Origin of the sequence: Enterobacter cloacae complex sp. SHL020 (assembly GCF_049236945.1) — a bacterium.
In the GTDB taxonomy this organism is placed as follows: Bacteria; Pseudomonadota; Gammaproteobacteria; order Enterobacterales; family Enterobacteriaceae; genus Enterobacter; species Enterobacter dykesii.
The window spans coordinates 1-26308 of record NZ_JBMKJF010000017.1; the positions used below are offsets into that span (position 1 = coordinate 1).

At 51.0% G+C, this 26308-nt stretch carries 46 protein-coding genes and 1 pseudogene; 7 read left to right on the forward strand and 40 right to left on the reverse strand.

Annotated elements, in window-relative coordinates:
- Positions 1 to 253: 253 nt before the first annotated feature.
- Complete coding sequence (locus ACOTZB_RS22450; RefSeq protein WP_421628543.1) at positions 254 to 808, forward strand: gamma carbonic anhydrase family protein; 555 nt, start codon at positions 254 to 256, stop codon at positions 806 to 808.
- Here ACOTZB_RS22450 and ACOTZB_RS22455 read toward each other — a convergent pair.
- The 6 genes from ACOTZB_RS22455 to dprA are packed head-to-tail and all read right to left on the reverse strand — an operon-like array spanning position 784 to position 4567.
- Positions 784 to 1032, reverse strand: a complete 249-nt coding sequence (locus ACOTZB_RS22455; RefSeq protein WP_421628544.1) for a DUF1488 domain-containing protein — start codon at positions 1030 to 1032, stop codon at positions 784 to 786. The two genes, ACOTZB_RS22450 and ACOTZB_RS22455, sit on opposite strands and share 25 nt — an antisense overlap.
- The gene (gene aroE / locus ACOTZB_RS22460; RefSeq protein WP_421628545.1) at positions 1029 to 1847 is read right to left on the reverse strand and encodes a shikimate dehydrogenase; all 819 of its coding nucleotides are present in this window, start codon (positions 1845 to 1847) and stop codon (positions 1029 to 1031) included. Before aroE ends, ACOTZB_RS22455 begins: the two co-directional genes overlap by 4 nt.
- 4 nt (positions 1848 to 1851) lie before the next feature.
- Complete coding sequence (gene tsaC / locus ACOTZB_RS22465) at positions 1852 to 2424, reverse strand: L-threonylcarbamoyladenylate synthase type 1 TsaC (RefSeq protein WP_033146781.1); 573 nt, start codon at positions 2422 to 2424, stop codon at positions 1852 to 1854.
- Positions 2417 to 2971, reverse strand: coding sequence for a type I DNA topoisomerase (locus ACOTZB_RS22470; protein ID WP_023309445.1), 555 nt, complete (start codon positions 2969 to 2971; stop codon positions 2417 to 2419). Before ACOTZB_RS22470 ends, tsaC begins: the two co-directional genes overlap by 8 nt.
- Before the next feature lie 26 nt (positions 2972 to 2997).
- A complete protein-coding gene (gene smg, locus ACOTZB_RS22475) occupies positions 2998 to 3471 on the reverse strand; it encodes a DUF494 family protein Smg (RefSeq protein WP_008503477.1) in 474 nt (157 codons plus the stop codon).
- Positions 3443 to 4567, reverse strand: a complete 1125-nt coding sequence (gene dprA, locus ACOTZB_RS22480; RefSeq protein ID WP_421628546.1) for a DNA-protecting protein DprA — start codon at positions 4565 to 4567, stop codon at positions 3443 to 3445. Before dprA ends, smg begins: the two co-directional genes overlap by 29 nt.
- 127 nt (positions 4568 to 4694) lie before the next feature.
- On the opposite strand from dprA, the gene def reads away from it, so the two are divergent.
- From def to mscL, 5 genes are all read left to right on the forward strand, one after another.
- Positions 4695 to 5204 carry a peptide deformylase gene (gene def / locus ACOTZB_RS22485; RefSeq protein ID WP_008503479.1) on the forward strand — a complete coding sequence of 170 codons (510 nt, stop codon included), beginning with the start codon at positions 4695 to 4697 and terminating at the stop codon, positions 5202 to 5204.
- A gap of 25 nt (positions 5205 to 5229) precedes the next feature.
- On the forward strand, positions 5230 to 6177 hold the full coding sequence (fmt, locus tag ACOTZB_RS22490; protein ID WP_193805211.1) for a methionyl-tRNA formyltransferase: 948 nt from the start codon (positions 5230 to 5232) through the stop codon (positions 6175 to 6177).
- Between the two features lie 52 nt (positions 6178 to 6229).
- Positions 6230 to 7516 carry a 16S rRNA (cytosine(967)-C(5))-methyltransferase RsmB gene (gene rsmB, locus ACOTZB_RS22495; RefSeq protein WP_421628547.1) on the forward strand — a complete coding sequence of 429 codons (1287 nt, stop codon included), beginning with the start codon at positions 6230 to 6232 and terminating at the stop codon, positions 7514 to 7516.
- Between the two features lie 22 nt (positions 7517 to 7538).
- Positions 7539 to 8915, forward strand: coding sequence for a Trk system potassium transporter TrkA (gene trkA / locus ACOTZB_RS22500; RefSeq protein WP_008503482.1), 1377 nt, complete (start codon positions 7539 to 7541; stop codon positions 8913 to 8915).
- Positions 8916 to 9061: 146 nt separating this feature from the next.
- Positions 9062 to 9472 carry a large-conductance mechanosensitive channel protein MscL gene (gene mscL / locus ACOTZB_RS22505; protein WP_023309449.1) on the forward strand — a complete coding sequence of 137 codons (411 nt, stop codon included), beginning with the start codon at positions 9062 to 9064 and terminating at the stop codon, positions 9470 to 9472.
- On the opposite strand, the gene ACOTZB_RS22510 is transcribed toward mscL, so the two are convergent.
- The 31 genes from ACOTZB_RS22510 to rpsJ all read right to left on the reverse strand — a co-directional run bounded on the left by ACOTZB_RS22510 (position 9473) and on the right by rpsJ (position 24303).
- Complete coding sequence (locus tag ACOTZB_RS22510; RefSeq protein WP_126331251.1) at positions 9473 to 9688, reverse strand: alternative ribosome-rescue factor A; 216 nt, start codon at positions 9686 to 9688, stop codon at positions 9473 to 9475. It abuts the gene before it with no gap.
- A gap of 57 nt (positions 9689 to 9745) precedes the next feature.
- Positions 9746 to 10171: a Zn(2+)-responsive transcriptional regulator gene (gene zntR, locus ACOTZB_RS22515; protein ID WP_029740638.1), complete on the reverse strand. Its 426-nt coding sequence runs from the start codon at positions 10169 to 10171 to the stop codon at positions 9746 to 9748.
- A gap of 2 nt (positions 10172 to 10173) precedes the next feature.
- Entirely contained in the window at positions 10174 to 10542 is a 369-nt protein-coding gene (locus ACOTZB_RS22520) for a DUF1992 domain-containing protein (protein ID WP_059446350.1), read from the reverse strand.
- A 107-nt stretch (positions 10543 to 10649) separates the two neighbouring features.
- Entirely contained in the window at positions 10650 to 11033 is a 384-nt protein-coding gene (gene rplQ, locus ACOTZB_RS22525) for a 50S ribosomal protein L17 (protein WP_001216368.1), read from the reverse strand.
- Positions 11034 to 11073: 40 nt separating this feature from the next.
- Positions 11074 to 12063, reverse strand: coding sequence for a DNA-directed RNA polymerase subunit alpha (locus tag ACOTZB_RS22530; protein WP_002919219.1), 990 nt, complete (start codon positions 12061 to 12063; stop codon positions 11074 to 11076).
- A 25-nt stretch (positions 12064 to 12088) separates the two neighbouring features.
- Positions 12089 to 12709 (reverse strand): 30S ribosomal protein S4, encoded by a 621-nt coding sequence (rpsD, locus tag ACOTZB_RS22535; protein ID WP_004868345.1) that lies wholly within the window; start codon positions 12707 to 12709, stop codon positions 12089 to 12091.
- Between the two features lie 33 nt (positions 12710 to 12742).
- The gene (rpsK, locus tag ACOTZB_RS22540; protein ID WP_003863312.1) at positions 12743 to 13132 is read right to left on the reverse strand and encodes a 30S ribosomal protein S11; all 390 of its coding nucleotides are present in this window, start codon (positions 13130 to 13132) and stop codon (positions 12743 to 12745) included.
- A gap of 16 nt (positions 13133 to 13148) precedes the next feature.
- Entirely contained in the window at positions 13149 to 13505 is a 357-nt protein-coding gene (rpsM, locus tag ACOTZB_RS22545) for a 30S ribosomal protein S13 (RefSeq protein ID WP_003863308.1), read from the reverse strand.
- Between the two features lie 146 nt (positions 13506 to 13651).
- Positions 13652 to 13768: a 50S ribosomal protein L36 gene (gene rpmJ, locus ACOTZB_RS22550; RefSeq protein WP_000868187.1), complete on the reverse strand. Its 117-nt coding sequence runs from the start codon at positions 13766 to 13768 to the stop codon at positions 13652 to 13654.
- Between the two features lie 31 nt (positions 13769 to 13799).
- Positions 13800 to 15131 (reverse strand): preprotein translocase subunit SecY, encoded by a 1332-nt coding sequence (gene secY, locus ACOTZB_RS22555; protein ID WP_003863305.1) that lies wholly within the window; start codon positions 15129 to 15131, stop codon positions 13800 to 13802.
- 7 nt (positions 15132 to 15138) lie between these two features.
- Positions 15139 to 15573, reverse strand: coding sequence for a 50S ribosomal protein L15 (gene rplO, locus ACOTZB_RS22560; RefSeq protein WP_003863304.1), 435 nt, complete (start codon positions 15571 to 15573; stop codon positions 15139 to 15141).
- 3 nt (positions 15574 to 15576) lie between these two features.
- The gene (gene rpmD / locus ACOTZB_RS22565; protein ID WP_003863301.1) at positions 15577 to 15756 is read right to left on the reverse strand and encodes a 50S ribosomal protein L30; all 180 of its coding nucleotides are present in this window, start codon (positions 15754 to 15756) and stop codon (positions 15577 to 15579) included.
- Positions 15757 to 15762: 6 nt separating this feature from the next.
- Positions 15763 to 16263 (reverse strand): 30S ribosomal protein S5, encoded by a 501-nt coding sequence (gene rpsE / locus ACOTZB_RS22570; protein WP_003863299.1) that lies wholly within the window; start codon positions 16261 to 16263, stop codon positions 15763 to 15765.
- Positions 16264 to 16277: 14 nt separating this feature from the next.
- Entirely contained in the window at positions 16278 to 16631 is a 354-nt protein-coding gene (gene rplR / locus ACOTZB_RS22575) for a 50S ribosomal protein L18 (protein ID WP_003863297.1), read from the reverse strand.
- Positions 16632 to 16640: 9 nt separating this feature from the next.
- The gene (gene rplF, locus ACOTZB_RS22580; RefSeq protein ID WP_003863296.1) at positions 16641 to 17174 is read right to left on the reverse strand and encodes a 50S ribosomal protein L6; all 534 of its coding nucleotides are present in this window, start codon (positions 17172 to 17174) and stop codon (positions 16641 to 16643) included.
- A 12-nt stretch (positions 17175 to 17186) separates the two neighbouring features.
- Positions 17187 to 17579 carry a 30S ribosomal protein S8 gene (gene rpsH / locus ACOTZB_RS22585; protein WP_006178918.1) on the reverse strand — a complete coding sequence of 131 codons (393 nt, stop codon included), beginning with the start codon at positions 17577 to 17579 and terminating at the stop codon, positions 17187 to 17189.
- A 30-nt stretch (positions 17580 to 17609) separates the two neighbouring features.
- Positions 17610 to 17915: a 30S ribosomal protein S14 gene (gene rpsN / locus ACOTZB_RS22590; protein WP_003863291.1), complete on the reverse strand. Its 306-nt coding sequence runs from the start codon at positions 17913 to 17915 to the stop codon at positions 17610 to 17612.
- Between the two features lie 14 nt (positions 17916 to 17929).
- Positions 17930 to 18469 carry a 50S ribosomal protein L5 gene (gene rplE / locus ACOTZB_RS22595; RefSeq protein WP_001096206.1) on the reverse strand — a complete coding sequence of 180 codons (540 nt, stop codon included), beginning with the start codon at positions 18467 to 18469 and terminating at the stop codon, positions 17930 to 17932.
- Positions 18470 to 18483: 14 nt separating this feature from the next.
- Positions 18484 to 18798 (reverse strand): 50S ribosomal protein L24, encoded by a 315-nt coding sequence (gene rplX / locus ACOTZB_RS22600; protein ID WP_003863287.1) that lies wholly within the window; start codon positions 18796 to 18798, stop codon positions 18484 to 18486.
- 10 nt (positions 18799 to 18808) lie between these two features.
- Complete coding sequence (rplN, locus tag ACOTZB_RS22605; RefSeq protein WP_002919748.1) at positions 18809 to 19180, reverse strand: 50S ribosomal protein L14; 372 nt, start codon at positions 19178 to 19180, stop codon at positions 18809 to 18811.
- A 166-nt stretch (positions 19181 to 19346) separates the two neighbouring features.
- A complete protein-coding gene (gene rpsQ / locus ACOTZB_RS22610; RefSeq protein ID WP_008503489.1) occupies positions 19347 to 19601 on the reverse strand; it encodes a 30S ribosomal protein S17 in 255 nt (84 codons plus the stop codon).
- On the reverse strand, positions 19601 to 19792 hold the full coding sequence (gene rpmC / locus ACOTZB_RS22615) for a 50S ribosomal protein L29 (protein ID WP_003863282.1): 192 nt from the start codon (positions 19790 to 19792) through the stop codon (positions 19601 to 19603). Before rpmC ends, rpsQ begins: the two co-directional genes overlap by 1 nt.
- Positions 19792 to 20202: a 50S ribosomal protein L16 gene (gene rplP / locus ACOTZB_RS22620; RefSeq protein WP_002919759.1), complete on the reverse strand. Its 411-nt coding sequence runs from the start codon at positions 20200 to 20202 to the stop codon at positions 19792 to 19794. Before rplP ends, rpmC begins: the two co-directional genes overlap by 1 nt.
- 12 nt (positions 20203 to 20214) lie before the next feature.
- Entirely contained in the window at positions 20215 to 20916 is a 702-nt protein-coding gene (rpsC, locus tag ACOTZB_RS22625; RefSeq protein ID WP_000529945.1) for a 30S ribosomal protein S3, read from the reverse strand.
- Positions 20917 to 20933: 17 nt separating this feature from the next.
- A complete protein-coding gene (gene rplV, locus ACOTZB_RS22630; RefSeq protein ID WP_002919773.1) occupies positions 20934 to 21266 on the reverse strand; it encodes a 50S ribosomal protein L22 in 333 nt (110 codons plus the stop codon).
- A 14-nt stretch (positions 21267 to 21280) separates the two neighbouring features.
- Positions 21281 to 21559 (reverse strand): 30S ribosomal protein S19, encoded by a 279-nt coding sequence (gene rpsS / locus ACOTZB_RS22635; protein WP_001138117.1) that lies wholly within the window; start codon positions 21557 to 21559, stop codon positions 21281 to 21283.
- A gap of 16 nt (positions 21560 to 21575) precedes the next feature.
- The gene (gene rplB, locus ACOTZB_RS22640; protein WP_000301859.1) at positions 21576 to 22397 is read right to left on the reverse strand and encodes a 50S ribosomal protein L2; all 822 of its coding nucleotides are present in this window, start codon (positions 22395 to 22397) and stop codon (positions 21576 to 21578) included.
- Positions 22398 to 22414: 17 nt separating this feature from the next.
- Entirely contained in the window at positions 22415 to 22717 is a 303-nt protein-coding gene (gene rplW, locus ACOTZB_RS22645) for a 50S ribosomal protein L23 (protein ID WP_000617546.1), read from the reverse strand.
- Complete coding sequence (gene rplD / locus ACOTZB_RS22650) at positions 22714 to 23319, reverse strand: 50S ribosomal protein L4 (RefSeq protein ID WP_000424395.1); 606 nt, start codon at positions 23317 to 23319, stop codon at positions 22714 to 22716. Before rplD ends, rplW begins: the two co-directional genes overlap by 4 nt.
- 10 nt (positions 23320 to 23329) lie before the next feature.
- Positions 23330 to 23959, reverse strand: a complete 630-nt coding sequence (gene rplC / locus ACOTZB_RS22655) for a 50S ribosomal protein L3 (RefSeq protein ID WP_003863274.1) — start codon at positions 23957 to 23959, stop codon at positions 23330 to 23332.
- A gap of 32 nt (positions 23960 to 23991) precedes the next feature.
- Positions 23992 to 24303, reverse strand: coding sequence for a 30S ribosomal protein S10 (gene rpsJ, locus ACOTZB_RS22660; RefSeq protein WP_001181005.1), 312 nt, complete (start codon positions 24301 to 24303; stop codon positions 23992 to 23994).
- Positions 24304 to 24682: 379 nt separating this feature from the next.
- On the opposite strand from rpsJ, the gene ACOTZB_RS22665 reads away from it, so the two are divergent.
- Positions 24683 to 25156, forward strand: coding sequence for a prepilin peptidase (locus ACOTZB_RS22665; RefSeq protein WP_045357920.1), 474 nt, complete (start codon positions 24683 to 24685; stop codon positions 25154 to 25156).
- Here ACOTZB_RS22665 and bfr read toward each other — a convergent pair.
- The 3 genes and pseudogenes from bfr to tuf all read right to left on the reverse strand — a co-directional run.
- Positions 25140 to 25616 carry a bacterioferritin gene (gene bfr, locus ACOTZB_RS22670; RefSeq protein WP_008503492.1) on the reverse strand — a complete coding sequence of 159 codons (477 nt, stop codon included), beginning with the start codon at positions 25614 to 25616 and terminating at the stop codon, positions 25140 to 25142. The genes ACOTZB_RS22665 and bfr overlap by 17 nt on opposite strands.
- Before the next feature lie 72 nt (positions 25617 to 25688).
- The gene (gene bfd, locus ACOTZB_RS22675) at positions 25689 to 25883 is read right to left on the reverse strand and encodes a bacterioferritin-associated ferredoxin (RefSeq protein WP_008503493.1); all 195 of its coding nucleotides are present in this window, start codon (positions 25881 to 25883) and stop codon (positions 25689 to 25691) included.
- A gap of 179 nt (positions 25884 to 26062) precedes the next feature.
- Positions 26063 to 26308: pseudogene (gene tuf / locus ACOTZB_RS22680) on the reverse strand (elongation factor Tu); the annotation flags it as partial.

Sequence of the window (26308 nt, forward strand, 5' to 3'; positions counted from 1 at the left end):
TCAGGATTTTTTCTCTTCAGTCGAACCGCTTGTTGTGTGAAGTGATTCACATCCGCCGTGTCGATGGAGGCGCATTATAGGGATCCCATTTTTTAGCACAAGTATTTTTTAGATCTTTTTTTCCGACTGCTGATTTTCCGCGCTTTTCGCTGAAATCCCGCCCGATCTGCTTAAATATTGACGTATTTTGCCTTGCCGCGATCCATTAATATGATCAAAGTCTTCTGTATAGCGTTCATTGTTAGAGGTAGATATGCCCGCAGTATTACGTCCTTATAAAGATCTGTTCCCCCAAAAAGGCGATCGCGTGATGATCGATGCCAGCAGCGTTGTGATTGGCGATGTCAGAATGGCCGATGACGTCAGCATCTGGCCGCTCGTCGCTATCAGGGGAGATGTTAACTATGTGGAGATTGGCGCCCGTACCAATATTCAGGATGGCAGCGTTCTACATGTCACGCATAAATCCTCCTATAACCCGGAGGGTAATCCCCTCATTATTGGAGAAGAGGTTACCGTCGGCCATAAGGTGATGCTTCACGGCTGTACTATCGGGAATCGCGTACTTGTTGGCATGGGGTCAATTTTGCTGGATGGCGTCATAGTAGAAGATGACGTAATGATTGGTGCCGGTAGCCTGGTCCCGCAGAACAAACGGCTGGAGAGTGGCTATCTCTACCTGGGAAGCCCGGTAAAACAGATCCGCCCCCTGAAGGAGGCAGAGATCGAAGGGTTAAAATACTCGGCGAGCAACTACGTTAAATGGAAGAATGACTATTTGGATCAGGACAACCAAATCCAGCCCTGATCGTCTTCCTGCTGTTCACGAATTAAATCGCTGGCCTCCTCTTCCAGATCCCAGCGATTTTCGCAAAATACCGCAATCGGATCTGAACCGCCAAAACGACGCAACAGCGTTTCCCCATGAATGGCACAGGTCAGTTGCATGCCCTGCACCAGAACCGGGAAACAGACCGCTTGCTTACTCTCATCCCAGCTCTCTCTGTCCGGAAAATGAATAGCCTGATTCACGCCGAAAGCTCCTGCTTTAACTTTTCAATGACAGGTTCGACCGCAGGCAACACGCCATGCCAGAGCAGCACCGCATGCGCAGCCTGACCCACCAGCATTCCCAGTCCATCGGCTAACTGCTTTGCGCCGTGTTGTTCACACCAGTCAAGGAAAGGCGTCTTCCCTTTCTGATAAAACATGTCATAGAAGTTCATATGTGCGCTGACCAGAGAAGCAGGAATTGCCGGGATCTCGCCATTGATGCCGCTGGACGTGGCATTGATGACAAGATCGAACTCACGATCGGAGAGATCGTCAAGCGCTGCCGCGCTCAAGCTGCCGGTATGCGCAAACAACGCCGCCAGCGCTTCCGCACGGGAAAAGGTTCTGTTGGTAATCGTCACCGAACAATCCAGTGAAAGCAGAGGCAACAGTACTCCCCGCGATGCGCCACCCGCACCAATCAGTAGGACCCGGAATCCGGGCTTAATAAACGAAAGTCGTTCCAGATCGCTAAGTAAACCAATCCCGTCGGTGTTGTCACCCAAAAGGCGTCCATCCTCAAGCCGTTTAAGGGTATTGACTGCACCAGCCAGTGAAGCACGCTCGGTCAGCTCATCCGCACGTTCGAAGGCTTCCTCTTTAAAAGGAACCGTCACGTTCGCGCCTTTACCGCCCGCGGCGAAAAAAGCCTCCAGCGTTGGAATAAATGCATCCACCGGTGCCAGTACGCGACCATAGGGATGATTTATCTGCAGCTGCTTCGCAAATTGCTGATGAATCAACGGTGACTTGCTGTGTGCAATCGGATTACCAAAAACAGCATAGGTTTCCATGAGATTACCCCTGGCGAAAACGTTCGCCGGTCAAAGCGTCGCGAATTTCAGACGGGTTCAGGCGCCCTCCCGTTTCACCGACAGCGACAGGGAAGTCGTTCCCGAACTGCGCCAGTACTTCTTCGGTTGTCCGGCAAGGTGGCAATCCGGTCAGGTTGGCGCTGGTTGAGACCAGCGGTTTACCAAATGCCAGACACAGCTCAACCACCAGCGGATGGTCAGTTACGCGAACGGCGAGGGAATCAAAACGTCCGGTTAACCAGCGAGGCGTAGTCGGCTGCGCCGGGAAAACGAAGGTCACCGGGCCAGGCCACGCAGAGAAGATAGTCTCGCGCTGCGCCGGCGTCAGCATGGAGTCATCGATATAGGGTTTAAGCTGCTCATAATTCGCAGCGATCAAAATCAGCCCTTTCTCGACAGGTCTTTGTTTTAAGGCAAGCAGTCGGCTCACGGCCGTCTCGCTGTCAGGATCGCAACCGACTCCAAAAACAGCTTCAGTTGGATAGGCGATGACTTCTTCTTTTTTCAGTACGTCCACAGCATGCGCAATGGAGCCTGATGGCAGGTTATTATTCACTATTTTGATCCGCCGTAACCGGCTTTCCACATTGTTTACTGGCGCAGAAGCGTTTCATGCCTTGCGCGGTTTTCTTCTCTATAAGTAGCGGATAATTGCAATGAGGGCAGGTTCCCGCTACCGGTTTAAAATTGATAACGAACTGGCATTCAGGGTAGCGATCGCACGAATGGAACGTCTTACCATAACGGGAACGGCGCTGTACCAACTGACCGCGCTGACACTGTGGGCACGCAATTGCCGTTTCATCAGGCTTATCAATTTGTTCCGTATGCTCACATTCCGGGTAGCGGCTACATCCAATAAACATGCCGAAACGCCCCTGCCGCAGGGCTAATTCACCACCGCAGAGTGGGCAATACTGACCCTCCAGAATTTTAACGATATGTCCGTCCGCCTGGCTTTTCAGGGGACGAACATAATCACATTCCGGATAGTGTGAACAACCGAGAAACGGGCCGTGTTTCCCGGACCGAATAACAAGTTCAGCCCCGCACTGCGGGCAGGGCTCGTTTTTATGCACCGTGAATAGTGCTGATTTGGCCATAACAACTCTTGGTGCTGCACATTGAATTAGTGCAGCATACCTTCATTCACTTCAAAGAGTAATTCTTCCATTTGCTGATAGGCGTTTTCACAGCCCGGGATATTAAACAGAACCATCAGGATCACCCACTTAAGATCTTCTAGTTCAAACTCTGCTGTATCCAGCGCCATGACGCGCTCTATCACCATTTCTCTCGTTTCGAGGTTCAGCACCTGAATCTGCTCAAGGAATAAGATGAACCCCCGGCAGCTGGCGTCCAGCCTTTCACACTCTTCCGCAGTATAAATGCGTACTGACAATGGGTCAGAAGCAAGCTGCATCGGTTCGGCGAGGCCTTCCTGATAATCAGCCAGTTTTTCCAGCCACATCAACGCATTATAGATATCTTCCCGCTCAAACCCCGCATCGGTAAGATCCTGTGTCAATTTGTCCTGATCCACTCGCATTTCTGCTTCGTTATGGATGTAAGTCTCAAACAAATACATCAGTACGTCGAACATGGCATGCCCTCCTTAATCGGACATAGCCGCCGGGTACAGCTGCGATCCACCCTGCTAACTCCAGTTCGAGTAGCTGTGCTACCGTTACTGGCACAGGTTGGCCGGCACGTTCAGCGACAACGTCAACAGGTGTTACCTCATCTCCTACGTTAGCCAGGAGCTTGGGAAATGGCAATGCCACCTTTCCCTGATCTGATGAATATTGTCGCTTTTCGGGATCTTCCTGCAGCCATTGCAACCCATACTGCAAATTTTCAAGAATATCTCCTACTTCCGTTACCGGCGTTGCCCCTTGCTTAATTAGCCAGTGGGGTCCCTCGCATCCTGGATTACCTATCGGACCAGGCAAGGCGAAGACTTCTCTCCCCTGCTCGAGCGCGCATCGCGCCGTGACCAGCGAACCGCTTCGGCGCGCCGCTTCAACGACCAGCACGCCTTTGCTAAGCCCGCTGATGATTCGATTACGACGCGGAAAGTTTGCCGGCCTGGGCTGCGCGGAGAGCGGAAACTCAGACACTATCGCGCCGTCAGATTCAATAAGCCGCATCGCCAATGCATGATGTCGGCGTGGATAAATGCTAAAAAGACCGTTCCCCAGCACCGCGACACTTCGTCCTTTAGCTGACAGCGCAGCACCGTGGGCAACACCGTCAATACCGCAGGCCAGGCCGCTGGTGATCGTGAAACCGCTTTGTGACAGTTGTTCGCACAGGATTTTCCCCCATCGCTCGCCGTACCATGATGGCGCACGACTGCCGACCACTGCCAATTGAACCGTATTAAGCGCCTCAGGGTTACCTTTTATGAATAACGCCCCGGGATAATCAGGGATCGTGCGAAGCAATGGGGGATAAAGGGGATGGTTGGCCGTTAATAAATGATGTCCCGGCTGCTCAAGCCACATCAGGCTACGTTCCAGCTCACTCTCATCGAGTGCAAGGAACCGTTCAGTCTGCTTCGCTGTCAGCCCGGCGTTTCTGGCCACGAGCACGTTGAGGTGTTCCTGCTTCTGCAGTCGCTCAGCCGCGTCCAGCATTACATCACCACACAGCGACCCAGTGTGTATTAGCCGTAGCCATATCTCGTTAGACGTCATCCTTTCCCCTGCCATAAGCGGCCTCCGCAATCATTGCGATTGGTCACTGATGCTGTCAATCGATGGGGGATTTGTCTAGAATAGAGGTAGTATTCTTATCAACTCCTGAACACGACTCTGGAAATTTATGGCAGTTTTGCAAGTGTTACATATTCCGGACGAGCGCCTTCGCATCGTCGCTGAACCGGTCAAAGAAGTGAATGCAGAAATCCAGCGTATCGTTGATGATATGTTCGATACCATGTACGCCGAAGAAGGCATTGGCCTTGCGGCGACGCAGGTGGACATTCACAAGCGTATTATCGTGATTGATGTTTCTGAAAATCGCGATGGCCGCCTGGTGCTGATCAACCCTGAGCTGCTCGAAAAGAGTGGCGAAACCGGTATTGAGGAAGGCTGTCTGTCTATTCCTGAACAGCGTGCGTTAGTGCCGCGAGCTGAAAAGGTGAAAATTCGCGCCCTGGATCGTGACGGTAATCCATTCGAACTGGAAGCAGACGACCTGCTGGCAATTTGTATTCAGCATGAGATGGATCACCTGGTCGGTAAACTGTTTATCGATTATCTCTCGCCGCTGAAACAGCAGCGTATTCGTCAGAAAGTAGAAAAACTGGATCGTTTGCGTTCTCGCGCATAACGTCCCCCCGGATACAAGGATCATCGTGTCTAAAACACTACGTATTATCTTCGCGGGAACCCCTGATTTTGCAGCGCGTCATCTTGACGCGCTGTTATCTTCTGGTCATCAGGTTGTTGGCGTCTTTACCCAGCCGGACCGCCCGGCAGGTCGCGGCAAAAAACTGATGCCGAGCCCGGTCAAGGTGCTGGCAGAAGAGCATGGGCTTCCCGTTTTTCAGCCCGCATCGCTGCGTCCGCAGGAAAATCAGCAGCTGGTTGCTGACCTGAATGCCGACGTAATGGTGGTGGTGGCTTACGGTTTAATTCTGCCAAAAGCTGTGCTTGATATGCCACGCCTGGGTTGCATCAATGTGCATGGGTCTCTGCTTCCGCGCTGGCGTGGTGCTGCACCTATCCAGCGCTCGCTGTGGGCAGGTGATGCCGAAACGGGCGTTACCATCATGAAGATGGACGTAGGTTTAGACACCGGCGATATGCTGTATAAACTGGCCTGCCCCATTACACAAGACGATACCAGCGCCACGCTGTATGACAAACTGGCAGACCTTGGCCCACAAGGCCTCATCGAGACGCTTCAGCAGCTTGCTGACAATACGGCAAAACCGGAAGTTCAGGATGACGCGCTGGTAACCTACGCCGAAAAGCTGAGCAAAGAAGAAGCGCGTATCGACTGGTCCCTTTCAGCCGCTCAGCTTGAACGCTGCATTCGCGCTTTTAATCCGTGGCCAATGAGCTGGCTGGAGATTGATGAGCAGCCAGTAAAAGTCTGGAAGGCCTCCGTCATTAGCGGTGCGACGACGGAAGAACCCGGTACGATTATTGATGCAAGCAAGAACGGCATCCAGGTGGCGACTGCGCAAGGGATTTTGAATCTTGAATCGCTACAACCGGCCGGCAAGAAGGCCATGAGCGCTCAGGATCTGTTAAATTCCCGTCGTGAATGGTTTATCCCGGGCAATCGCCTTGCCTGAGCAAATTTATTCTTAAGGCCCGGTGTTTCCGGGCATTTTTATTTTTACGGTTATGAAAAAACAAAATCTACGCAGTTTGGCGGCCCAGGCCGTCGAGCAGGTTATCGAGCAGGGCCAGTCATTGAGTAACGTCCTGCCTCCCCTGCAGCAAAAAGTTTCTGATAAAGATAAAGCCCTGCTTCAGGAGCTCTGCTTTGGCGTCCTGCGCACACTCTCTCAGCTTGAGTGGCTGATTAATAAGCTGATGTCACGCCCAATGACGGGCAAGCAGCGCACCGTACATTATTTGATTATGGTGGGTTTTTATCAGCTTCTTCATACCCGCATCCCACCTCACGCCGCGCTGGCAGAGACGGTGGAAGGTGCCGTTGCGATTAAACGTCCTCAGCTGAAAGGGCTGATTAACGGCGTATTGCGTCAGTTCCAGCGACAGCAGGATGAGCTTCTGGCTGAATTTGCCCAAAACGACGCGCGCTTCCTGCATCCGGACTGGCTGTTGAAACGCCTGAAAAAAGCTTATCCGCAGCAGTGGCAGGACATTGCCGATGCCAACAACCAGCGTCCGCCAATGTGGTTACGCGTGAATCGTAATCACCACACCCGTGACGCATGGCTGGCATTACTCGAAGAAGCTGGAATGAGCGGCTTCACCCATGACGCATACCCTGATGCCGTGCGCTTAGCATCGCCTGCACCGGTACATGCATTGCCCGGCTTTGAAGACGGTTGGGTAACGGTACAGGATGCCTCGGCTCAGGGTTGCATGACCTGGCTTGAACCCCGAAACGGCGAGCAGATCCTCGATCTCTGCGCCGCACCAGGGGGCAAAACGACGCATATTCTTGAAGTGGCTCCGCAAGCCAGCGTGATGGCGGTGGACGTTGATGAGCAGCGTCTTTCACGCGTCTATGACAACCTCAAGCGCCTGGGCATGAAGGCACAGGTTAAGCAAGGCGATGGACGCAAACCCTCAGAATGGTGTGGTGAAACCCAGTTCGATCGCATTTTGCTGGATGCCCCCTGCTCTGCAACCGGCGTTATTCGTCGTCATCCGGACATCAAGTGGCTACGCCGCGATCGTGATATTAAGGAACTTGCTCAACTGCAATCCGACATTCTCGACGCCATTTGGCCGCATCTCAAGCCCGGCGGCACGCTGGTGTATGCAACCTGCTCCGTACTGCCGGAAGAAAACAGCCAGCAAATCGCGGCCTTCCTTAAACGTACCCCGGACGCGGCGCTGCGCGATACGGGAACGCCTGAACTCCCGGGTCAGCAGAATCTGCCGGGTACAGAAGAGGGTGATGGCTTCTTTTACGCTAAGCTAATCAAAGAGTGATGTTGAGAACAGGTCACGAGATATGAAGATTATCATTCTGGGCGCAGGACAGGTTGGCGGAACGCTGGCGGAAAACCTGGTTGGCGAAAACAACGACATCACCATCGTGGATACCAACGGCGATCGCCTGCGAGTTTTGCAGGACAAATTTGATCTGCGCGTTGTGCAGGGCCATGGTTCGCACCCGCGTGTCCTTCGTGAGGCGGGCGCTGACGATGCCGACATGCTGGTTGCGGTAACCAGTTCTGACGAAACTAATATGGTGGCCTGTCAGGTGGCCTACTCGCTTTTCAACACGCCAAACCGAATTGCGCGTATTCGCTCTCCGGACTATGTTCGCGATGCTGAAAAACTGTTTAATTCCGAAGCAGTCCCCATTGACCACCTCATCGCGCCAGAACAGCTGGTTATCGACAATATCTATCGCCTGATCGAATATCCGGGCGCCCTGCAGGTGGTGAACTTTGCCGAGGGTAAAGTGAGCCTGGCAGTGGTTAAGGCCTATTATGGTGGACCATTGATCGGCAATGCGCTTTCCACCATGCGCGAGCACATGCCGCATATTGATACGCGCGTCGCAGCCATTTTCCGTCACGACAGGCCCATTCGCCCGCAAGGCTCCACGATTGTCGAAGCCGGTGATGAGGTCTTCTTTATTGCGGCCTCACAGCATATTCGTGCGGTGATGAGTGAACTTCAGCGTCTCGAAAAACCCTATAAACGCATTATGCTGGTCGGCGGCGGCAATATCGGTGCCGGTCTGGCACATCGGCTGGAAAAAGATTACAGCGTTAAGTTGATCGAGCGCGATCAACAGCGTGCTGCTGAACTGGCGGAAAAACTGCAAAATACGATTGTATTTTATGGTGATGCGTCGGATCAGGAGTTGCTGGCTGAAGAGCATATCGATCAGGTTGATCTCTTTATTGCCGTCACCAACGACGACGAGGCGAATATAATGTCCGCCATGCTCGCGAAGCGCATGGGGGCTAAAAAAGTCATGGTGCTTATTCAGCGCAAGGCGTATGTCGATCTGGTTCAGGGCAGCGTTATTGATATTGCCATTTCCCCTCAGCAGGCGACAATTTCCGCGCTTCTAAGCCATGTTCGTAAAGCGGATATTGTCGGAGTGTCATCGCTCCGCCGTGGCGTAGCGGAAGCCATTGAAGCCGTGGCTCATGGAGATGAAACGACGTCACGCGTCGTCGGCCGCTCGATCGACGAAATTAAACTGCCACCAGGCACGATTATCGGCGCCGTTGTGCGCGGGAATGATGTCATGATTGCCAATGATAATTTACGGATTGAGCAAGGCGATCACGTTATTATGTTCCTAACCGATAAAAAGTTTATTACCGACGTCGAACGTTTATTCCAGCCAAGTCCATTCTTCCTTTAAAGAATTGGGTGCTCGAGAAAGAGCACCCTTACTTTATCCTTTTCATTTCTGTGCCTTTTATTTTTCATAATGTTTAATTATCCCGAATGGCAATTGGCTAATGATTTGTTAAACTTAAACTCGTCAGCTGGCACAAGGAGAGAACAATGAGTTTTATTAAAGAATTTCGCGAATTTGCGATGCGCGGGAACGTGGTGGATTTGGCAGTGGGTGTCATTATTGGTGCGGCATTCGGCAAAATTGTTTCATCATTAGTGGCCGACATTATCATGCCACCCTTAGGGTTGTTAATCGGCGGCATTGATTTCAAACAGTTCGCTTTCACGCTGCGTGAAGCGCAGGGTGATGTCCCGGCAGTCGTGATGCACTACGGCGTATTTATTCAGAACGTATTTGATTTTGTGATTGTCGCATTTGCCATATTTATGGCCATCAAGCTGATCAACAGGCTCAACCGTAAAAAAGAAGAGCCGGCTGCAGCACCTGCGCCAACGAAAGAAGAAGTGCTGTTAAGTGAGATCCGCGATCTGTTAAAAGAGCAGAATAACCGCGTCTAATCAATAGATAAAAGCAGGAAGGCCAGTGGCAAATAAGCGATTCGCTTGCTTGCCACTGGCCTCCCAGTTACCCCGTTTTTCATGTTTGTCTTTACGCAGATAACTTCCTTTCCCTTTTTTATTCTTCTCAACGCGCTGCCTGAATAACGGGTCGTGAAGTAACGCCTCAATGGCATTATCTTTAATTTGTCCTTTCGTGTGCTGATAGCGGCTCATAATGTCTCCAGAGCAGGGTTTATGACGACGGGAGTCTAGACCCGGTTGAACTAAAAATCAACAGCCCTGCGTTTCTCCACTCGCTCCCTGTTCAAGGGCTTCGAGGATTGAACAATAAATGCTGCTGTGTGCCGTACCGCAGCAGGCATCATTCAGCCTTTGCAGAGAGCGCTGCATGGTTTGCAGTTCCTGTATACGCGCTTCGACTTCATCCAGCCGGGCCTGCACGATGCTTTTAGATTCCTGGCAGGTGTGATGTTCCGGATCGATGCGGATCGATAATAACTCGCGGATCGAATCCAGCGTGAAACCGAGCTGACGCGCATAACGAATAAACCGCAGGCGCTGCAGATCGTTATCGGTATAAAGGCGAAAGCCTCCTTCAGTCCGAACTTCATGATCGATCATCTGTTGCTTTTCGTAATATCGGATGGTATCCGGCGTAACGTTCGCAAGCTTCGCAAGTTCACCGATGCGGTACATAACTACTCCTCGCTTATTTTCTGCATCAATCTTTCACCGTATTCACCGTGAAGAAAATTAGTGTTCATCCCAGCCTGACGCAGCTTGAGTTCAAGCAGGGCGAGACGGCGGCTAAGTTCAGAATGTCGTGGATCGTCATGGCGGATCTCTTTGAGAAGATCGGCCAGTTCAACAGCTTCTCTGCGCTGTTCGAGCTCCGGGGGGAGACAGCCCGCATTTTTCAGCAAACGGTATCCAGCCCGTAGTTCAGGCGCGATGTGCGAATCATCGTCAAGCGCAAGGGGTTCGCCGCTTCCCGGGAGATCGTCGAATTCACCTTTTTTTTGGGCATCGCGAATATGGCGTTCTGCCCACTGGTCGAGCAACCACATTACCAGCTCCAAGGATTGAACAGAATTGATACAGACATTGTAGAGAAGTGGGGATATCGCGGATATAAAAAAACCCGCCGGAGCGGGTTTTTTTACGTTACTGCAGATTACTCTGCAGCAGCTTCTGCTTTCTCTGAACGATCAACCAGCTCGATGTAAGCCATCGGCGCGTTGTCGCCTGCACGGAAACCACACTTCAGAATGCGAGTGTAACCACCGGCACGGCTCGCGAAACGCGGGCCCAGTTCGTTAAACAGTTTTGCCACGATCTCGTTATCACGAGTACGGGCGAATGCCAGACGACGATTAGCAACGCTGTCAGTCTTGGCAAGAGTAATCAGCGGCTCAACTACGCGACGCAGCTCTTTCGCTTTAGGCAGGGTCGTCTTGATGATCTCATGACGAACCAGTGAACCTGCCATGTTGCGGAACATAGCCTGGCGATGGCTGCTGTTGCGGTTCAGTTGACGACCACTCTTACGATGGCGCATGACCTTATCCTTCTCAGTAAAACCTTAACCTGTGATCCGGTTACTCGTCAGCAATGCTTGCCGGTGGCCAGTTTTCCAGGCGCATGCCCAGAGACAGACCACGTGAAGCCAGCACGTCTTTAATCTCAGTAAGAGATTTTTTACCCAGGTTCGGCGTTTTCAGCAACTCAACCTCGGTACGCTGTACCAGATCACCGATATAGTGGATAGCTTCTGCCTTGAGGCAGTTAGCAGAGCGGACAGTCAACTCGAGATCGTCAACAGGGCGCAGCAGGATCGGATCGAATTCTGGTTTCTCTTCTTTCACTTCCGGCTGACGTACATCACGTAAGTCAACGAAAGCTTCCAGTTGTTCTGCCAGGATGGTTGCCGCACGACGAATCGCCTCTTCAGGATCGATTGTGCCGTTGGTTTCCATTTCGATGACCAGCTTGTCCAGGTCGGTACGCTGTTCTACACGCGCTGCTTCAACATTGTAGGCAATACGCTCTACAGGGCTATAGCATGCGTCGACCAGCAGACGGCCGATTGGGCGCTCATCTTCTTCCGAATGAATTCGGGCAGAAGCCGGCACATAACCACGACCGCGCTGAACTTTGATACGCATGCTAATAGCTGCGTTCTCATCGGTCAGGTGGCAGATCACGTGCTGCGGCTTGACGATTTCAACATCACCGTCATGGGTGATGTCGGCTGCAGTCACAGGGCCAATGCCAGATTTATTCAGAGTAAGAATAACTTCATCTTTACCCTGAACTCTCACCGCCAGCCCTTTCAGGTTGAGCAGGATTTCAAGGATATCTTCCTGAACGCCTTCTTTGGTGCTGTACTCATGAAGTACACCATCAATCTCAACCTCGGTCACCGCGCAACCCGGCATCGATGAGAGCAGAATACGGCGCAGTGCGTTACCCAGAGTATGGCCAAAGCCACGCTCTAAAGGCTCAAGGGTCACCTTGGCGTGCGTCGAACTCACTTGCTCGATATCTACCAGGCGCGGTTTTAGAAACTCTGTCACAGAACCCTGCATTGTGTCCTCTCTTTGGTACTAAGCTTTACTTGGAGTAAAGCTCGACGATCAGGTGTTCGTTAATGTCCGCAGACAGATCAGAACGTTCTGGCTGACGCTTGAACGTACCTTCCATCTTGCCAGCATCAACTTCCAGCCAGGTTGGCTTTTCACGCTGCTCAGCCAGCTCCAGAGCGGCCTTCACGCGAGATTGCTTTTTCGCTTTCTCACGAATGCTAACAACGTCATTCGCTTTAACCTGATAAGAAGCGATGTTAACAACACGACCGTTTACCATGATTGCTTTGTGGCTAACCAGCTGACGTGATTCAGCACGAGTAGCGCCGAAGCCCATACGGTATACAACGTTGTCCAGACGACCTTCCAGCAGAGCCAGCAGGTTTTCACCTGTGTTGCCTTTCAGACGTGCTGCTTCTTTATAGTAGTTACGGAACTGACGCTCCAGCACACCGTACATACGGCGAACTTTTTGCTTTTCACGCAACTGCACACCATAGTCAGACAGACGCGGTTTACGCGCACCGTGCTGGCCAGGAGCTTGTTCAATTTTACACTTGGTATCGATCGCGCGAACGCCAGACTTAAGGAATAAGTCGGTGCCCTCACGACGGCTCAGCTTGAGCTTAGGACCCAAATATCTTGCCATTTTCTATCTCCAACTAACCTAAAAAACGGAGCGTTATACGCGACGTTTTTTCGGCGGACGACAACCGTTATGAGGGATCGGAGTCACATCAGTAATATTCGTGATGCGGAAACCAGCGGCGTTCAGAGCGCGAACAGTAGATTCACGACCCGGACCCGGACCTTTAACCATAACTTCCAGATTCTTGATGCCGTATTCTTTTACGGCTTCTGCGCAACGCTCTGCTGCAACCTGAGCTGCGAACGGAGTGGATTTGCGAGAACCACGGAAACCGGAACCACCGGCTGTTGCCCAACCCAATGCGTTACCCTGACGATCAGTAATAGTAACGATGGTGTTGTTGAAAGAAGCATGGATATGAGCCACGCCGTCAGAGACTTGTTTTCTTACACGTTTACGTGCACGAACTGGTGCCTTTGCCATTATTCAATCACCCCGATTATTTCTTGATCGGTTTGCGCGGACCCTTACGGGTACGTGCGTTGGTCTTAGTACGCTGACCGCGCACTGGCAGACCACGACGATGACGCAAACCGCGATAGCAACCAAGATCCATCAGGCGCTTGATGCTCATGCTGATTTCACGGCGCAGATCACCTTCAACGACAAATTTGGCAACTTCGTCACGCAGCGTGTCGATTTGTTCTTCAGACAGCTCACTGATCTTAACATCTTCAGCGATACCCGCTGCAGCCAGAATGGCTTTAGAACGGGTCTTGCCGACGCCGTAGATCGAAGTTAATGCGATCACAGCATGTTTCTGATCAGGAATGTTAATGCCTGCTATACGGGCCACTATGCACTCCTACTATTTAATATGTACGCACCATGCTGAAAAGCCCGTTTTCAGGATACTCAAATGGAAACGTACAGACATACAAAAGATTGGCTGGCTAATCTAGCCAGCTCAACCCAACTTTGCAAGAAAAATATGCGAAATAATCAGCCTTGGCGCTGTTTATGCTTCGGCTCGGCACTGCAAATCACACGGATGACACCATCACGCTTAACGATTTTGCAGTTACGGCATAATTTCTTGACGGAAGCACGAACTTTCATTTTTACTCTCCGTAACTTCTCAGGCGACCATTTAGCGGCCGTAGCCTTTCAGATTCGCCTTCTTCAATGCAGACTCATACTGACTGGACATCATCAGAGTTTGCACTTGAGCCATAAAGTCCATAATCACGACAACAACGATAAGCAGTGAGGTCCCACCGAAGTAGAACGGTACTTTCATTGCATCACGCATGAACTCCGGGATCAGGCAGATAAAAGTAATATAAAGCGCACCAACCAAAGTCAGGCGAGTCATTACTTTATCGATATACTTCGCCGTTTGCTCTCCCGGACGAATTCCTGGTACAAATGCACCGGACTTCTTCAGGTTATCTGCTGTTTCACGCGGGTTGAAGACCAACGCCGTGTAGAAGAAACAGAAGAAGATGATCGCAGACGCATAGAGTAACACATAAAGTGGTTGCCCAGGCTGCAAATACAGCGAAATTGTTGTCAGCCAGTTCCAACCAGTACCGCCCCCGAACCATGACGCGATGGTCGCCGGGAACAGAATAATACTGGAAGCGAAGATAGCCGGGATAACCCCCGCCATGTTCACTTTCAGCGGTAAATGTGTGCTCTGTGCAGCATAGACACGACGACCCTGCTGACGTTTAGCGTAGTTCACCACAATGCGGCGTTGACCACGTTCAACGAAGACAACAAAGAACGTCACTGCAAATACTAATACTGCAACCAACAGCAACAGGAGGAAGTGCAGGTCGCCTTGACGCGCTTGCTCGATAGTATGGGCGATGGCTGGCGGGAGGCCCGCAACAATACCGGCGAAGATAATGATAGAGATACCGTTACCGATACCACGCTCAGTAATCTGTTCGCCGAGCCACATCAGGAACATAGTCCCTGTGACCAGACTTACAACAGCGGTGAAGTAGAATGCAAAGCCCGGGTTTAACACCAGGCCCTGCATACCAGGCATATTCGGCAGACCGGTAGCAATACCGATCGACTGGAATATTGCCAGCACCAGAGTACCGTAACGGGTGTACTGACTAATCTTACGACGTCCAGACTCCCCTTCTTTCTTCAACTCTGCCAGGGCCGGATGAACGACCGTCAGCAGCTGGATAATAATAGATGCCGAAATGTACGGCATAATACCCAATGCAAAGATAGAAGCACGGCTGAGAGCACCACCAGAGAACATGTTGAACATTTCAATGATGGTGCCTCGCTGTTGCTCAAGCAGTTTGGCAAGTACAGCGGCATCGATACCAGGGATCGGAATAAAAGAGCCAATACGGAACACAATCAGCGCGCCGATAACAAACAGCAGTCTGCGTTTCAGCTCGCCAAATCCACCTTTGGCACTTTGAAAATCTAATCCCGGTTGCTTAGCCATCTGCTACTTATTCCTCAATTTTACCGCCAGCAGCTTCGATAGCAGCACGAGCACCTTTAGTAACACGCAGGCCACGAACGGTTACCGGAGTAGAAACTTCACCAGCCAGGATCACTTTCGCGAACTCGATCTGGATACCGATAATGTTTGCTGCTTTCAGCGTGTTCAGGTCTACAACGCCGCCTTCAACTTTCGCCAGGTCAGACAGACGGATTTCCGCTGTGATCGCTGCTTTGCGAGAGGTGAAGCCGAACTTCGGCAGACGACGGTACAGTGGCATCTGGCCACCCTCGAAACCGCGACGTACGCCACCGCCAGAACGAGAGTTCTGACCTTTGTGACCACGACCACCGGTTTTGCCGAGGCCAGAACCGATACCACGACCCAGGCGTTTACCCGCCTTTTTAGAGCCTTCGGCCGGAGACAGAGTATTTAAACGCATCTCTTACTCCTCAACTTTAACCATGAAGTAAACCGCGTTGACCATACCACGAACAGCAGGAGTATCCTCGCGCTCAACGGTATGACCAATACGACGCAGACCCAGGCCAAGCAGCGTTGCCTTGTGTTTCGGCAGACGACCGATTGCACTGCGGGTTTGAGTGATTTTAATAGTCTTTGCCATGGTCAATTACCCCAGAATTTCTTCAACGGATTTACCACGCTTGGCAGCGACCATTTCTGGAGAATTCATATTTTCCAGGCCATCAATAGTTGCACGAACCACGTTGATCGGGTTGGTGGAACCATATGCTTTGGCCAGAACGTTATGAACCCCAGCAACTTCCAGAACGGCGCGCATTGCACCACCGGCGATGATACCGGTACCTTCTGAAGCTGGCTGCATGAATACACGAGAACCCGTGTGAACACCTTTAACTGGGTGTTGCAGGGTACCGTTGTTCAGCGCGACGTTAATCATATTGCGACGGGCTTTTTCCATCGCTTTCTGGATCGCTGCTGGAACTTCACGCGCTTTACCGTAACCAAAACCAACGCGACCGTTACCATCGCCTACTACAGTCAAAGCTGTGAAGGAGAAAATACGACCACCTTTAACGGTTTTAGATACGCGGTTTACCGCGATCAGCTTTTCCTGCAGTTCGCCAGCCTGTTTTTCGATGTGAGCCATCTTACACCTCTACCTTAGAACTGAAGGCCAGCTTCACGGGCAGCATCTGCCAGTGCCTGGACACGACCATGATATTGGAACCCGGAACGGTCAAAGGAAACATTGCTGATGCCTTTTTCCAGAGCGCGTTCAGCAACAGCTTTACCTACAGCTGCAGCGGCGTCTTTGTTACCGGTGTACTTCAATTGTTCTGAGATAGCTTTTTCTACAGTAGAAGCAGCTACCAGAACTTCAGAACCGTTCGGTGCAATTACCTGTGCGTAAATATGACGCGGGGTACGATGTACCACCAGGCGAGTTGCACCCAGCTCTTTGAGCTTGCGGCGTGCGCGGGTCGCACGACGGATACGAGCAGATTTCTTATCCATAGTGTTACCTTACTTCTTCTTAGCCTCTTTGGTACGCACGACTTCGTCGGCGTAACGAACACCCTTGCCTTTGTAAGGCTCAGGACGACGGTAGGCGCGCAGATCTGCTGCAACCTGACCGATCAGCTGTTTATCAGCGCCTTTCAGCACGATTTCAGTTTGAGTCGGACATTCTGCAGTGATACCGGCCGGCAGCGGATGCTCAACAGGGTGTGAGAAGCCCAGAGACAGGCCTACTGCATTCCCTTTGATAGCTGCACGATAACCTACACCAACCAGCTGAAGCTTTTTAGTGAAGCCTTCGGTAACACCAACAACCATTGAGTTCAGCAGGGCACGCGCGGTACCAGCCTGAGCCCATCCATCCACGAAACCATCACGTGGACCGAAGGTCAGAGCGTTATCTGCATGTTTAACTTCAACAGCTTTGTTGAGGGTACGAGTCAGCTCGCCGTTTTTACCTTTGATCGTAATAACCTGACCGTCGATTTTTACATCAACGCCGGCAGGAATAACGACCGGTGCTTTAGCAACACGAGACATTCTTTCCTCCGATTAGGCTACGTAGCAGATAATTTCGCCACCAAGACCAGCCTGGCGCGCTGCACGATCAGTCATAACACCTTTAGAGGTAGAAACAACTGCGATACCAAGACCAGCCATAACTTTTGGCAGCTCATCTTTTTTCTTATAGATGCGCAGGCCTGGGCGGCTGACACGCTGAATGCTTTCTACAACAGCTTTACCCTGGAAATACTTAAGAGTAAGTTCCAGTTCCGGCTTGGTGTCGCCTTCAACTTTAAAATCTTCGATAAAACCTTCTTCCTTCAGCACGTTGGCAATTGCCACTTTCAGCTTGGCGGAAGGCATGGTGACCGCAACTTTGTTCGCGGCCTGACCGTTACGGATACGGGTCAGCATATCCGCGATCGGATCTTGCATGCTCATCTGTCTTTACTCCCGTGATTCAATTGGTAATTACCAGCTAGCCTTTTTCAAGCCTGGCACTTCACCGCGCATGGCGGCTTCACGCAGTTTGATACGGCTCAACCCAAACTTGCCCACATAACCATGTGGACGACCTGTTTGACGACAGCGGTTACGCTGACGAGACGGGCTGGAATCACGCGGCAGAGACTGCAGCTTGAGAACCGCATTCCAACGATCTTCGTCGGAAGCGTTCACATCAGAAATGATCGCTTTCAGTTCAGCGCGTTTAGCGAAGAATTTATCAGCTAAAGCTACGCGCTTTACTTCGCGTGCTTTCATTGATTGCTTAGCCATTCAGTAACCCTACCTTACTTGCGGAACGGGAAGTCAAAGGCAGCCAGCAGAGCACGGCCTTCTTCGTCAGATTTCGCAGTAGTGGTAATGGTAATATCCAAACCACGCACGCGGTCGACTTTATCGTAGTCGATTTCTGGGAAGATGATCTGCTCACGGACACCCATGCTGTAGTTACCACGACCGTCGAAAGACTTAGCGGACAAGCCACGGAAGTCACGGATACGTGGAACAGCAATAGTGATCAGGCGCTCAAAGAACTCCCACATGCGTTCGCCACGCAGAGTTACTTTACAGCCGATCGGATAGCCCTGACGGATTTTGAAGCCTGCAACAGATTTGCGTGCTTTGGTGATCAGCGGTTTTTGACCGGAGATTGCTGTCAGGTCAGCTGCTGCGTTATCCAGCAGTTTCTTGTCAGCGATCGCTTCACCAACACCCATGTTCAGGGTGATCTTCTCGACCCGAGGGACTTGCATGACAGAATTGTAGTTAAACTCAGTCATGAGTTTGTTAACTACTTCGTCTTTGTAGTAATCATGCAGTTTCGCCATCGTACTACTCCAAATTACTTGATAGTTTCGCTGTTAGACTTGAAGAAACGGACTTTTTTGCCGTCTTCGAATCTAAAGCCTACACGGTCAGCCTTGCCGGTAGCCGCATTGAAGATTGCAACGTTAGAAACCTGAATAGCAGCTTCTTTTTCAACGATGCCACCTGGTTGGTTCAGGGCCGGAACCGGCTTCTGATGTTTCTTAACCAGGTTGATACCTTCAACGACAAGTTTGCCGGAAGACAGAACATTTTTTACTTTACCGCGTTTACCTTTATCTTTACCGGTTAACACGATAACTTCGTCATCACGACGGATTTTCGCTGCCATGATTCGCTCCTTAGAGTACTTCTGGTGCCAGAGAGATAATTTTCATGAACTTCTCAGTACGAAGTTCACGAGTTACCGGCCCAAAGATACGCGTGCCGATAGGCTGCTCGCTGTTATTGTTTAAAATAACGCATGCATTACCATCGAAGCGAATGACAGAACCGTCAGGGCGACGAACACCCTTCTTGGTGCGCACCACTACCGCCTTCAGCACATCACCTTTTTTGACCTTACCACGTGGAATTGCTTCCTTGATGGTGATCTTGATGATGTCGCCTACGCCTGCGTAGCGACGGTGCGAGCCACCCAGAACCTTGATACACATTACGCGACGTGCACCGGAGTTGTCGGCGACGTTCAGCATAGTCTGTTCTTGGATCATTTTAGTGCTCCGCTAATGTCAACTACTACCTGAGACTCTAAAATCAGAGCCGTTAAAAAGCCCCATATCGAGGGCGCGGCATTATAACACCGCTTCTGCAATATGGGTAGAAAAAATAAACGGCTCATCGCTGAGCCGTTTATTCGTATTGAGAAGGCGTACTGTATTACAGAACCGCTTTCTCTACAACGCGAACCAGCGTCCAGGACTTAGTCTTGGACAGTGGACGGCATTCACGGATTTCAACCTTGTCGCCGATACCACATTCGTTGTTCTCGTCATGTACGTGCAGTTTGGTCGTACGCTTGATGAATTTACCGTAGATCGGGTGTTTCACAATACGTTCGATAGCTACAACAATGGATTTCTCCATTTTGTCGCTAACAACACGACCTTGCAGAGTACGGATTTTATCGGTCATTACGCACCCGCCTTCTGAGTCAGTAAAGTCTTAACGCGTGCAACATTACGACGCACTTGCTTCAGCAGGTGAGTCTGTTGCAGCTGGCCACTTGCAGCCTGCATACGCAGGTTGAACTGCTCACGCAGCAGGTTCAGCAGCTCAGCGTTCAGCTCTTCAACGCTTTTTTCACGCAGCTCTTTTGCTTTCATTACATCACCGTCTTAGTTACAAAGGTGGTTTTGATAGGCAGTTTCGCTGCTGCCAGGCCGAAGGCTTCACGGGCCAGCTCTTCCGGAACACCGTCCATTTCATACAGGACTTTGCCCGGTTGGATCAAGGCAACCCAGTACTCCACGTTACCTTTACCTTTACCCATACGAACTTCCAGTGGCTTCTCGGTGATCGGTTTGTCCGGGAATACACGGATCCAGATCTTACCTTGACGCTTAACTGCACGGGTCATTGCACGACGTGCTGCTTCGATCTGACGTGCAGTCAGACGACCACGGCCAACAGCTTTCAGACCGAAAGTGCCGAAGCTAACATCCGTACCCTGCGCCAGACCACGGTTGCGGCCTTTGTGCACTTTACGGAATTTTGTACGCTTTGGTTGTAACATCAGCGACGCTCCTTATTTACGGCCTTTACGCTGCTGCTTTTTAGGTTGAGCAGCCGGTTTTTCCGGTTGTTCAACAGCAGCCATACCACCCAGGATCTCACCTTTGAAGATCCATACCTTAACGCCGATTACACCGTAAGTGGTGTGCGCTTCAGAGGTGTTGTAGTCGATGTCAGCACGCAGAGTGTGCAGCGGTACGCGACCTTCGCGGTACCATTCGGTACGTGCGATTTCCGCGCCGCCCAGACGGCCGCTAACTTCAACTTTGATACCTTTAGCGCCCAGACGCATTGCGTTCTGTACAGCACGCTTCATAGCACGACGGAACATAACACGACGTTCCAGCTGTGAAGTGATGCTGTCAGCAACCAATTTAGCGTCCAGTTCAGGCTTACGAACTTCAGCGATATTGATCTGTGCAGGAACGCCAGCGATATCCGCTACGACCTTGCGCAGTTTTTCTACGTCTTCGCCTTTCTTACCGATAACGATGCCAGGACGAGCAGTGTGAATAGTCACACGGATGCTCTTCGCTGGACGCTCGATAACGATACGAGATACAGACGCTTTAGCCAGTTCCTTAGTCAGGTACTGACGTACTTTAAAATCGCTGTCCAGGTTGTCAGCGAATTCTTTGGTGTTCGCAAACCAGGTAGAGTTCCATGGTTTTACAATACCCAGGCGAATACCATTAGGATGTACTTTCTGACCCATTGCTAGTCTCCAGAGTCTCAGCGATCGGACACAACCACAGTAATGTGGCTGGTGCGCTTCAGGATGCGATCTGCACGACCTTTCGCACGCGGCATAATGCGCTTCATGCTTGGGCCTTCATCTACGAAAATTTTCGCGACTTTCAGATCGTCGATGTCAGCGCCATCGTTGTGTTCAGCGTTAGCAATGGCAGATTCCAGTACTTTCTTGACCAATACCGCAGCTTTCTTGTTGGTATAGGTCAGGATGTCCAGGGCCTGCGACACTTTCTTACCGCGAATCAGGTCAGCAACAAGGCGAACCTTCTGAGCAGAAGAACGAGCATGGCGATGTTGAGCTAAAGTTTCCATCTCTTCCTCCTACCTTATTTCTTCTTCGCTTTTTTATCAGCAGCGTGGCCGCGATAAGTACGAGTCGGTGCGAATTCACCCAGTTTGTGACCAACCATTTCGTCGGTAACAAAGACTGGAACGTGCTGACGACCATTATGGACAGCGATGGTCAAACCGATCATGTTAGGAAAGATCGTTGAACGACGGGACCAAGTGCGCAGGGGCTTCTTGTCTCCGCTTTCCACCGCTTTCTCTACCTTCTTCAGCAAGTGCAGGTCAATAAAAGGACCTTTCTTGAGAGAACGTGGCATGGCTTATCCTCTAAAATTATTTGCTACGGCGACGTACGATAAATTTATCAGTACGCTTGTTGCTGCGGGTCTTCTTACCTTTGGTCTGAACGCCCCACGGAGTTACCGGGTGCTTACCAAAGTTACGACCTTCACCACCACCATGTGGGTGGTCGACTGGGTTCATCGCAGTACCGCGAACGGTAGGACGAACACCACGCCAGCGTGCAGCACCTGCTTTACCCAGAACGCGCAGCATATGCTCAGCATTGCCAACTTCGCCCAGAGTAGCGCGGCAGTCTGCTTCGACTTTACGCATTTCACCAGAACGCAGACGCAGGGTGACATAAGCACCATCACGAGCAACGATCTGAACGTAAGTACCAGCGGAACGTGCCAGCTGACCGCCTTTACCTGGTTTCATTTCTACGTTATGAACGGTAGAACCAACCGGGATATTGCGCATCGGCAGGGTGTTGCCTGCTTTGATTGCAGCATCAACGCCAGACTGAATCTGGTCGCCAGCTTTCAGGCCTTTAGGGGCCAGGATGTAACGGCGTTCGCCGTCTTTGTACAGAACCAGCGCGATGTTCGCGGAACGGTTCGGATCGTACTCAAGACGTTCAACAACTGCTGGGATACCGTCTTTGTTGCGTTTGAAGTCAACAATACGATAAGCCTGCTTGTGGCCACCACCGATGTGACGAGTGGTGATACGGCCATTGTTGTTACGACCACCGGATTTGCTGTTTTTTTCCAGCAACGGAGCAAAAGGTTTGCCCTTGTGCAGCTCAGGGTTAACCACTTTAACTACGTGGCGACGACCCGGAGATGTCGGTTTACATTTAACAACTGCCATTGTATTACTCCTCCGACTTACTCAGCGCCGCCAACGAAGTCCAGGTTCTGGCCTTCTTTAAGGGTGACGTAAGCTTTTTTCCAGTCGCTACGACGACCGATACGCTGTCCGTGACGTTTAACTTTCCCTTTAACTACCAGGGTGTTAACGACTTCGACTTCGACTTCAAACAGTTTCTGCACAGCAGCTTTGATCTCTGCTTTGGTCGCGTCTTTAGCAACTTTGAGAACGATGGTGTTTGTTTTTTCCATCGCAGTAGACGCTTTTTCAGAAACGTGCGGTGCGCGAAGCACCTTCAGCAGACGTTCTTCACGAATCATGCCAGCATCTCCTCAACTTGCTTAACAGCATCAGCAGTCATTACGACTTTGTCGAAGGCGATCAGGCTAACCGGGTCGATACCAGTCGCATCGCGTACGTCAACCTTGTGCAGGTTACGTGCGGCCAGGAACAGGTTCTCGTCCAGCTCACCGGTGATGATCAGCACATCTTCCAGAGCCATGTCTTTCAGTTTCTGTGCCAGCAGCTTAGTTTTAGGCGCTTCAACAGAGAACTTCTCGACAACGATCAGACGATCCTGACGTACCAGTTCGGACAGGATGCTTTTCAGCGCGCCGCGGTACATCTTTTTGTTAACTTTTTGACTGTGGTCCTGTGGACGCGCAGCGAAGGTCACGCCACCTGAACGCCAGATCGGGCTCTTGATAGAACCTGAACGCGCACGGCCGGTACCTTTCTGGCGCCATGGCTTTTTGCCAGAACCAGTTACTTCAGCACGAGTCTTCTGAGCACGAGTACCCTGACGAGCACCAGCTGCATAAGCAACAACAACCTGGTGAACCAGCGCTTCGTTGAAATCACGACCGAAGGTAGTTTCGGAAACAGTCAGCGCGCTCTGCGCGTCTTTCAATACTAATTCCATTGCTATCCCCTTACGCCTTCACAGCTGGTTTAACGATCAGGTCGCTACCGGTTGCACCCGGGACCGCACCTTTAACCAGCAGCAGGTTGCGCTCAGCGTCAACACGTACTACGTCCAGGCTCTGAACGGTTACACGTTCGTTACCCAGCTGACCTGCCATTTTCTTGCCTTTGAACACTTTGCCCGGAGTCTGGTTCTGACCGATAGAACCCGGAACGCGGTGAGACAAGGAGTTACCGTGGGTAGCGTCCTGGGTACGGAAGTTCCAGCGCTTAACGGTACCAGCAAAACCTTTACCTTTAGAGGTACCGGTTACGTCAACTTTTTTAACGTCAGCAAACAGCTCAACGCTAATGTCCTGACCTACGGTGAACTCTTCGCCTTCAGCAAGACGGAATTCCCACAGACCACGGCCAGCTTCTACGCCAGCTTTAGCGAAGTGACCCGCTTCTGGTTTGGTTACACGGTTAGCTTTTTTAGCACCAGTGGTAACCTGAATAGCGCGGTAGCCATCGTTAGCCAGATCTTTAACCTGAGTAACGCGGTTTGCTTCAACTTCGATTACGGTTACTGGGATAGAAACGCCATCTTCAGTGAAGATGCGGGTCATACCCACTTTTTTACCGACTAAACCAATCATTGTTTCAACCTCTCAATCGCTCGATGACCTGATTAACCCAGGCTGATCTGCACGTCTACACCGGCAGCCAGATCCAGACGCATCAGAGCATCAACGGTTTTCTCAGTTGGCTCAACGATGTCAACCAGACGCTTGTGAGTGCGGATTTCGTACTGATCGCGCGCGTCTTTGTTGACGTGCGGAGAGATCAGAACGGTGAAGCGCTCTTTGCGGGTCGGCAGCGGGATCGGACCACGGACTTGCGCACCAGTGCGCTTAGCAGTCTCGACGATTTCCGCGGTTGATTGATCGATCAGACGATGATCAAACGCTTTAAGGCGGATACGGATTCTTTGGTTCTGCATGAGACCAGAGCTCCAATTATTTTATAAACGAAAATGATTACTCCTCAAACCCATTACGATTGATGGGAGAGTGTAACCGTTCTTACGTAGCTCCCCAATTGGGAGCATTGTTGAGTAACAAAATGAGCTACTCTGGTTCTGATTGAACCCGCCGTCAATTACGACAAGCCCGCGCATTATACGTAAATCTGGACAAGACGCAAGTGCCGTTTAGAAATTAAGCGCCAGAGGCGCAGTATGCGTAAGGGCGCGCAACTTTTTACGCAATGTATCCCTTCTCAAGGCTTTGTCTCGAGCCCCTACGCAAGTGTCGTTTTTATAGATTGCCGACCAGGCCGATTATAGCGAGGATGCGCTCAAACCCCTTTGAGGCCTTGCCATGTTAACCACCCTCCCCTTTTTGCTGATCTATTTTTCGCTGACTGCCTTTCTTGTACATGCGGATATTCGCTACGGACTGCTTCCCGATAAATTTCTCTGCCCGCTGCTATGGGCGGGCTTGCTCTTCCAGCTCTGTGTCCAACCTGATTTTCTGCCAAGTGCAGTGGTGGGTGCGATGGCTGGATATGTCGGCTTTGCCGTTATTTACTGGGGATATCGGTTTATCTGCCGGCGTGAAGGGATGGGATACGGCGATGTAAAATACCTGGCGGCGCTTGGTGCGTGGCATGGCTGGTGCATACTGCCAACGCTGGCGTTACTCGCTGCGCTTATGGCGCTACTTAGCATTCTTGTGTTTTCGTTACTCACCGGCGATAAGGGAGCATTAAAAAACCCACTGCCTTTTGGGCCATTTCTGGCAGCAGCGGGTTTATGCGTAGGCTGGAAGACGGTGGTTACTCTTCCACTTTAATCTGCGACTGAAGGTAGTTCTGCAGACCGATTTTAGCAATCAGATCCAGCTCCGTTTCCAGCCAGTCAATATGGCCTTCTTCATCGGCCAGGATCTGGATCATCATATCGCGACTGACGTAGTCATGTACGCTGTCAGCATAGGCAATGGCTTCACGGAGATCTTTGGCGCCTTCAAGCTCCAGCCTGAGGTCGGAACGTAGCATCTCTTCGACATCTTCTCCGATGCCCAGCTTTCCGAGATCCTGCAGGTTTGGAATACCTTCAAGGAATAAAATACGCTCGATATATTTATCAGCGTGCTTCATTTCATCGATCGATTCATGGTACTCAACGTCGTTCAGACGTTTAAGCCCCCAGTTTTTGAACATTCTCGCGTGAAGAAAGTACTGGTTAATTGCGACAAGCTCATTTCCCAATAATTTATTGAGATAACTTATGATTTTAACATCACCTTTCATTATATAGTCCCTCCGCTTCCACTCATTGAAGCGTAGATCGGGCTACAGGGATGTCAAAAAAAAGATGGGCGCTTACGCGATCTCTTTGTATTCCGGGATCTGCATCAATTCGTCCTGCATGATCTCTCGCGCAGCACGTACACATTTACCGCATTGATTTCCCACCGGAACAAATTTGCGTAGCTGCTGAAATGACTGAGGCTGAAACTGACGAACGGCCTGACGTATTTTCTTGTCGCTTACACCATTACATAAACAAACGTACATAGAGACTCCCGTTCAAATTACGCGCAAAGTGTAAGTGAGAATGGTTATGATTACAATAGCACAAACGCCACAATACGGGGCGGGAGCAGGCAAAAAATGCGTAATTTTGTGACAGTACCTGAGTGGTAGAAAACAAAAAAGGACGCCGAAGCGTCCTTTTTTTATTCGGGGATAATTAATTAGCCCAGAACTTTAGCAACAACGCCCGCGCCAACGGTACGGCCGCCTTCACGGATTGCGAAACGCAGACCGTCGTCCATCGCGATTGGGTGGATCAGAGTCACAACCATCTTGATGTTGTCGCCTGGCATTACCATCTCAACGCCTTCTGGCAGTTCGATAGTACCGGTCACGTCAGTTGTACGGAAGTAGAACTGTGGACGGTAGCCTTTGAAGAACGGAGTATGACGGCCGCCTTCGTCTTT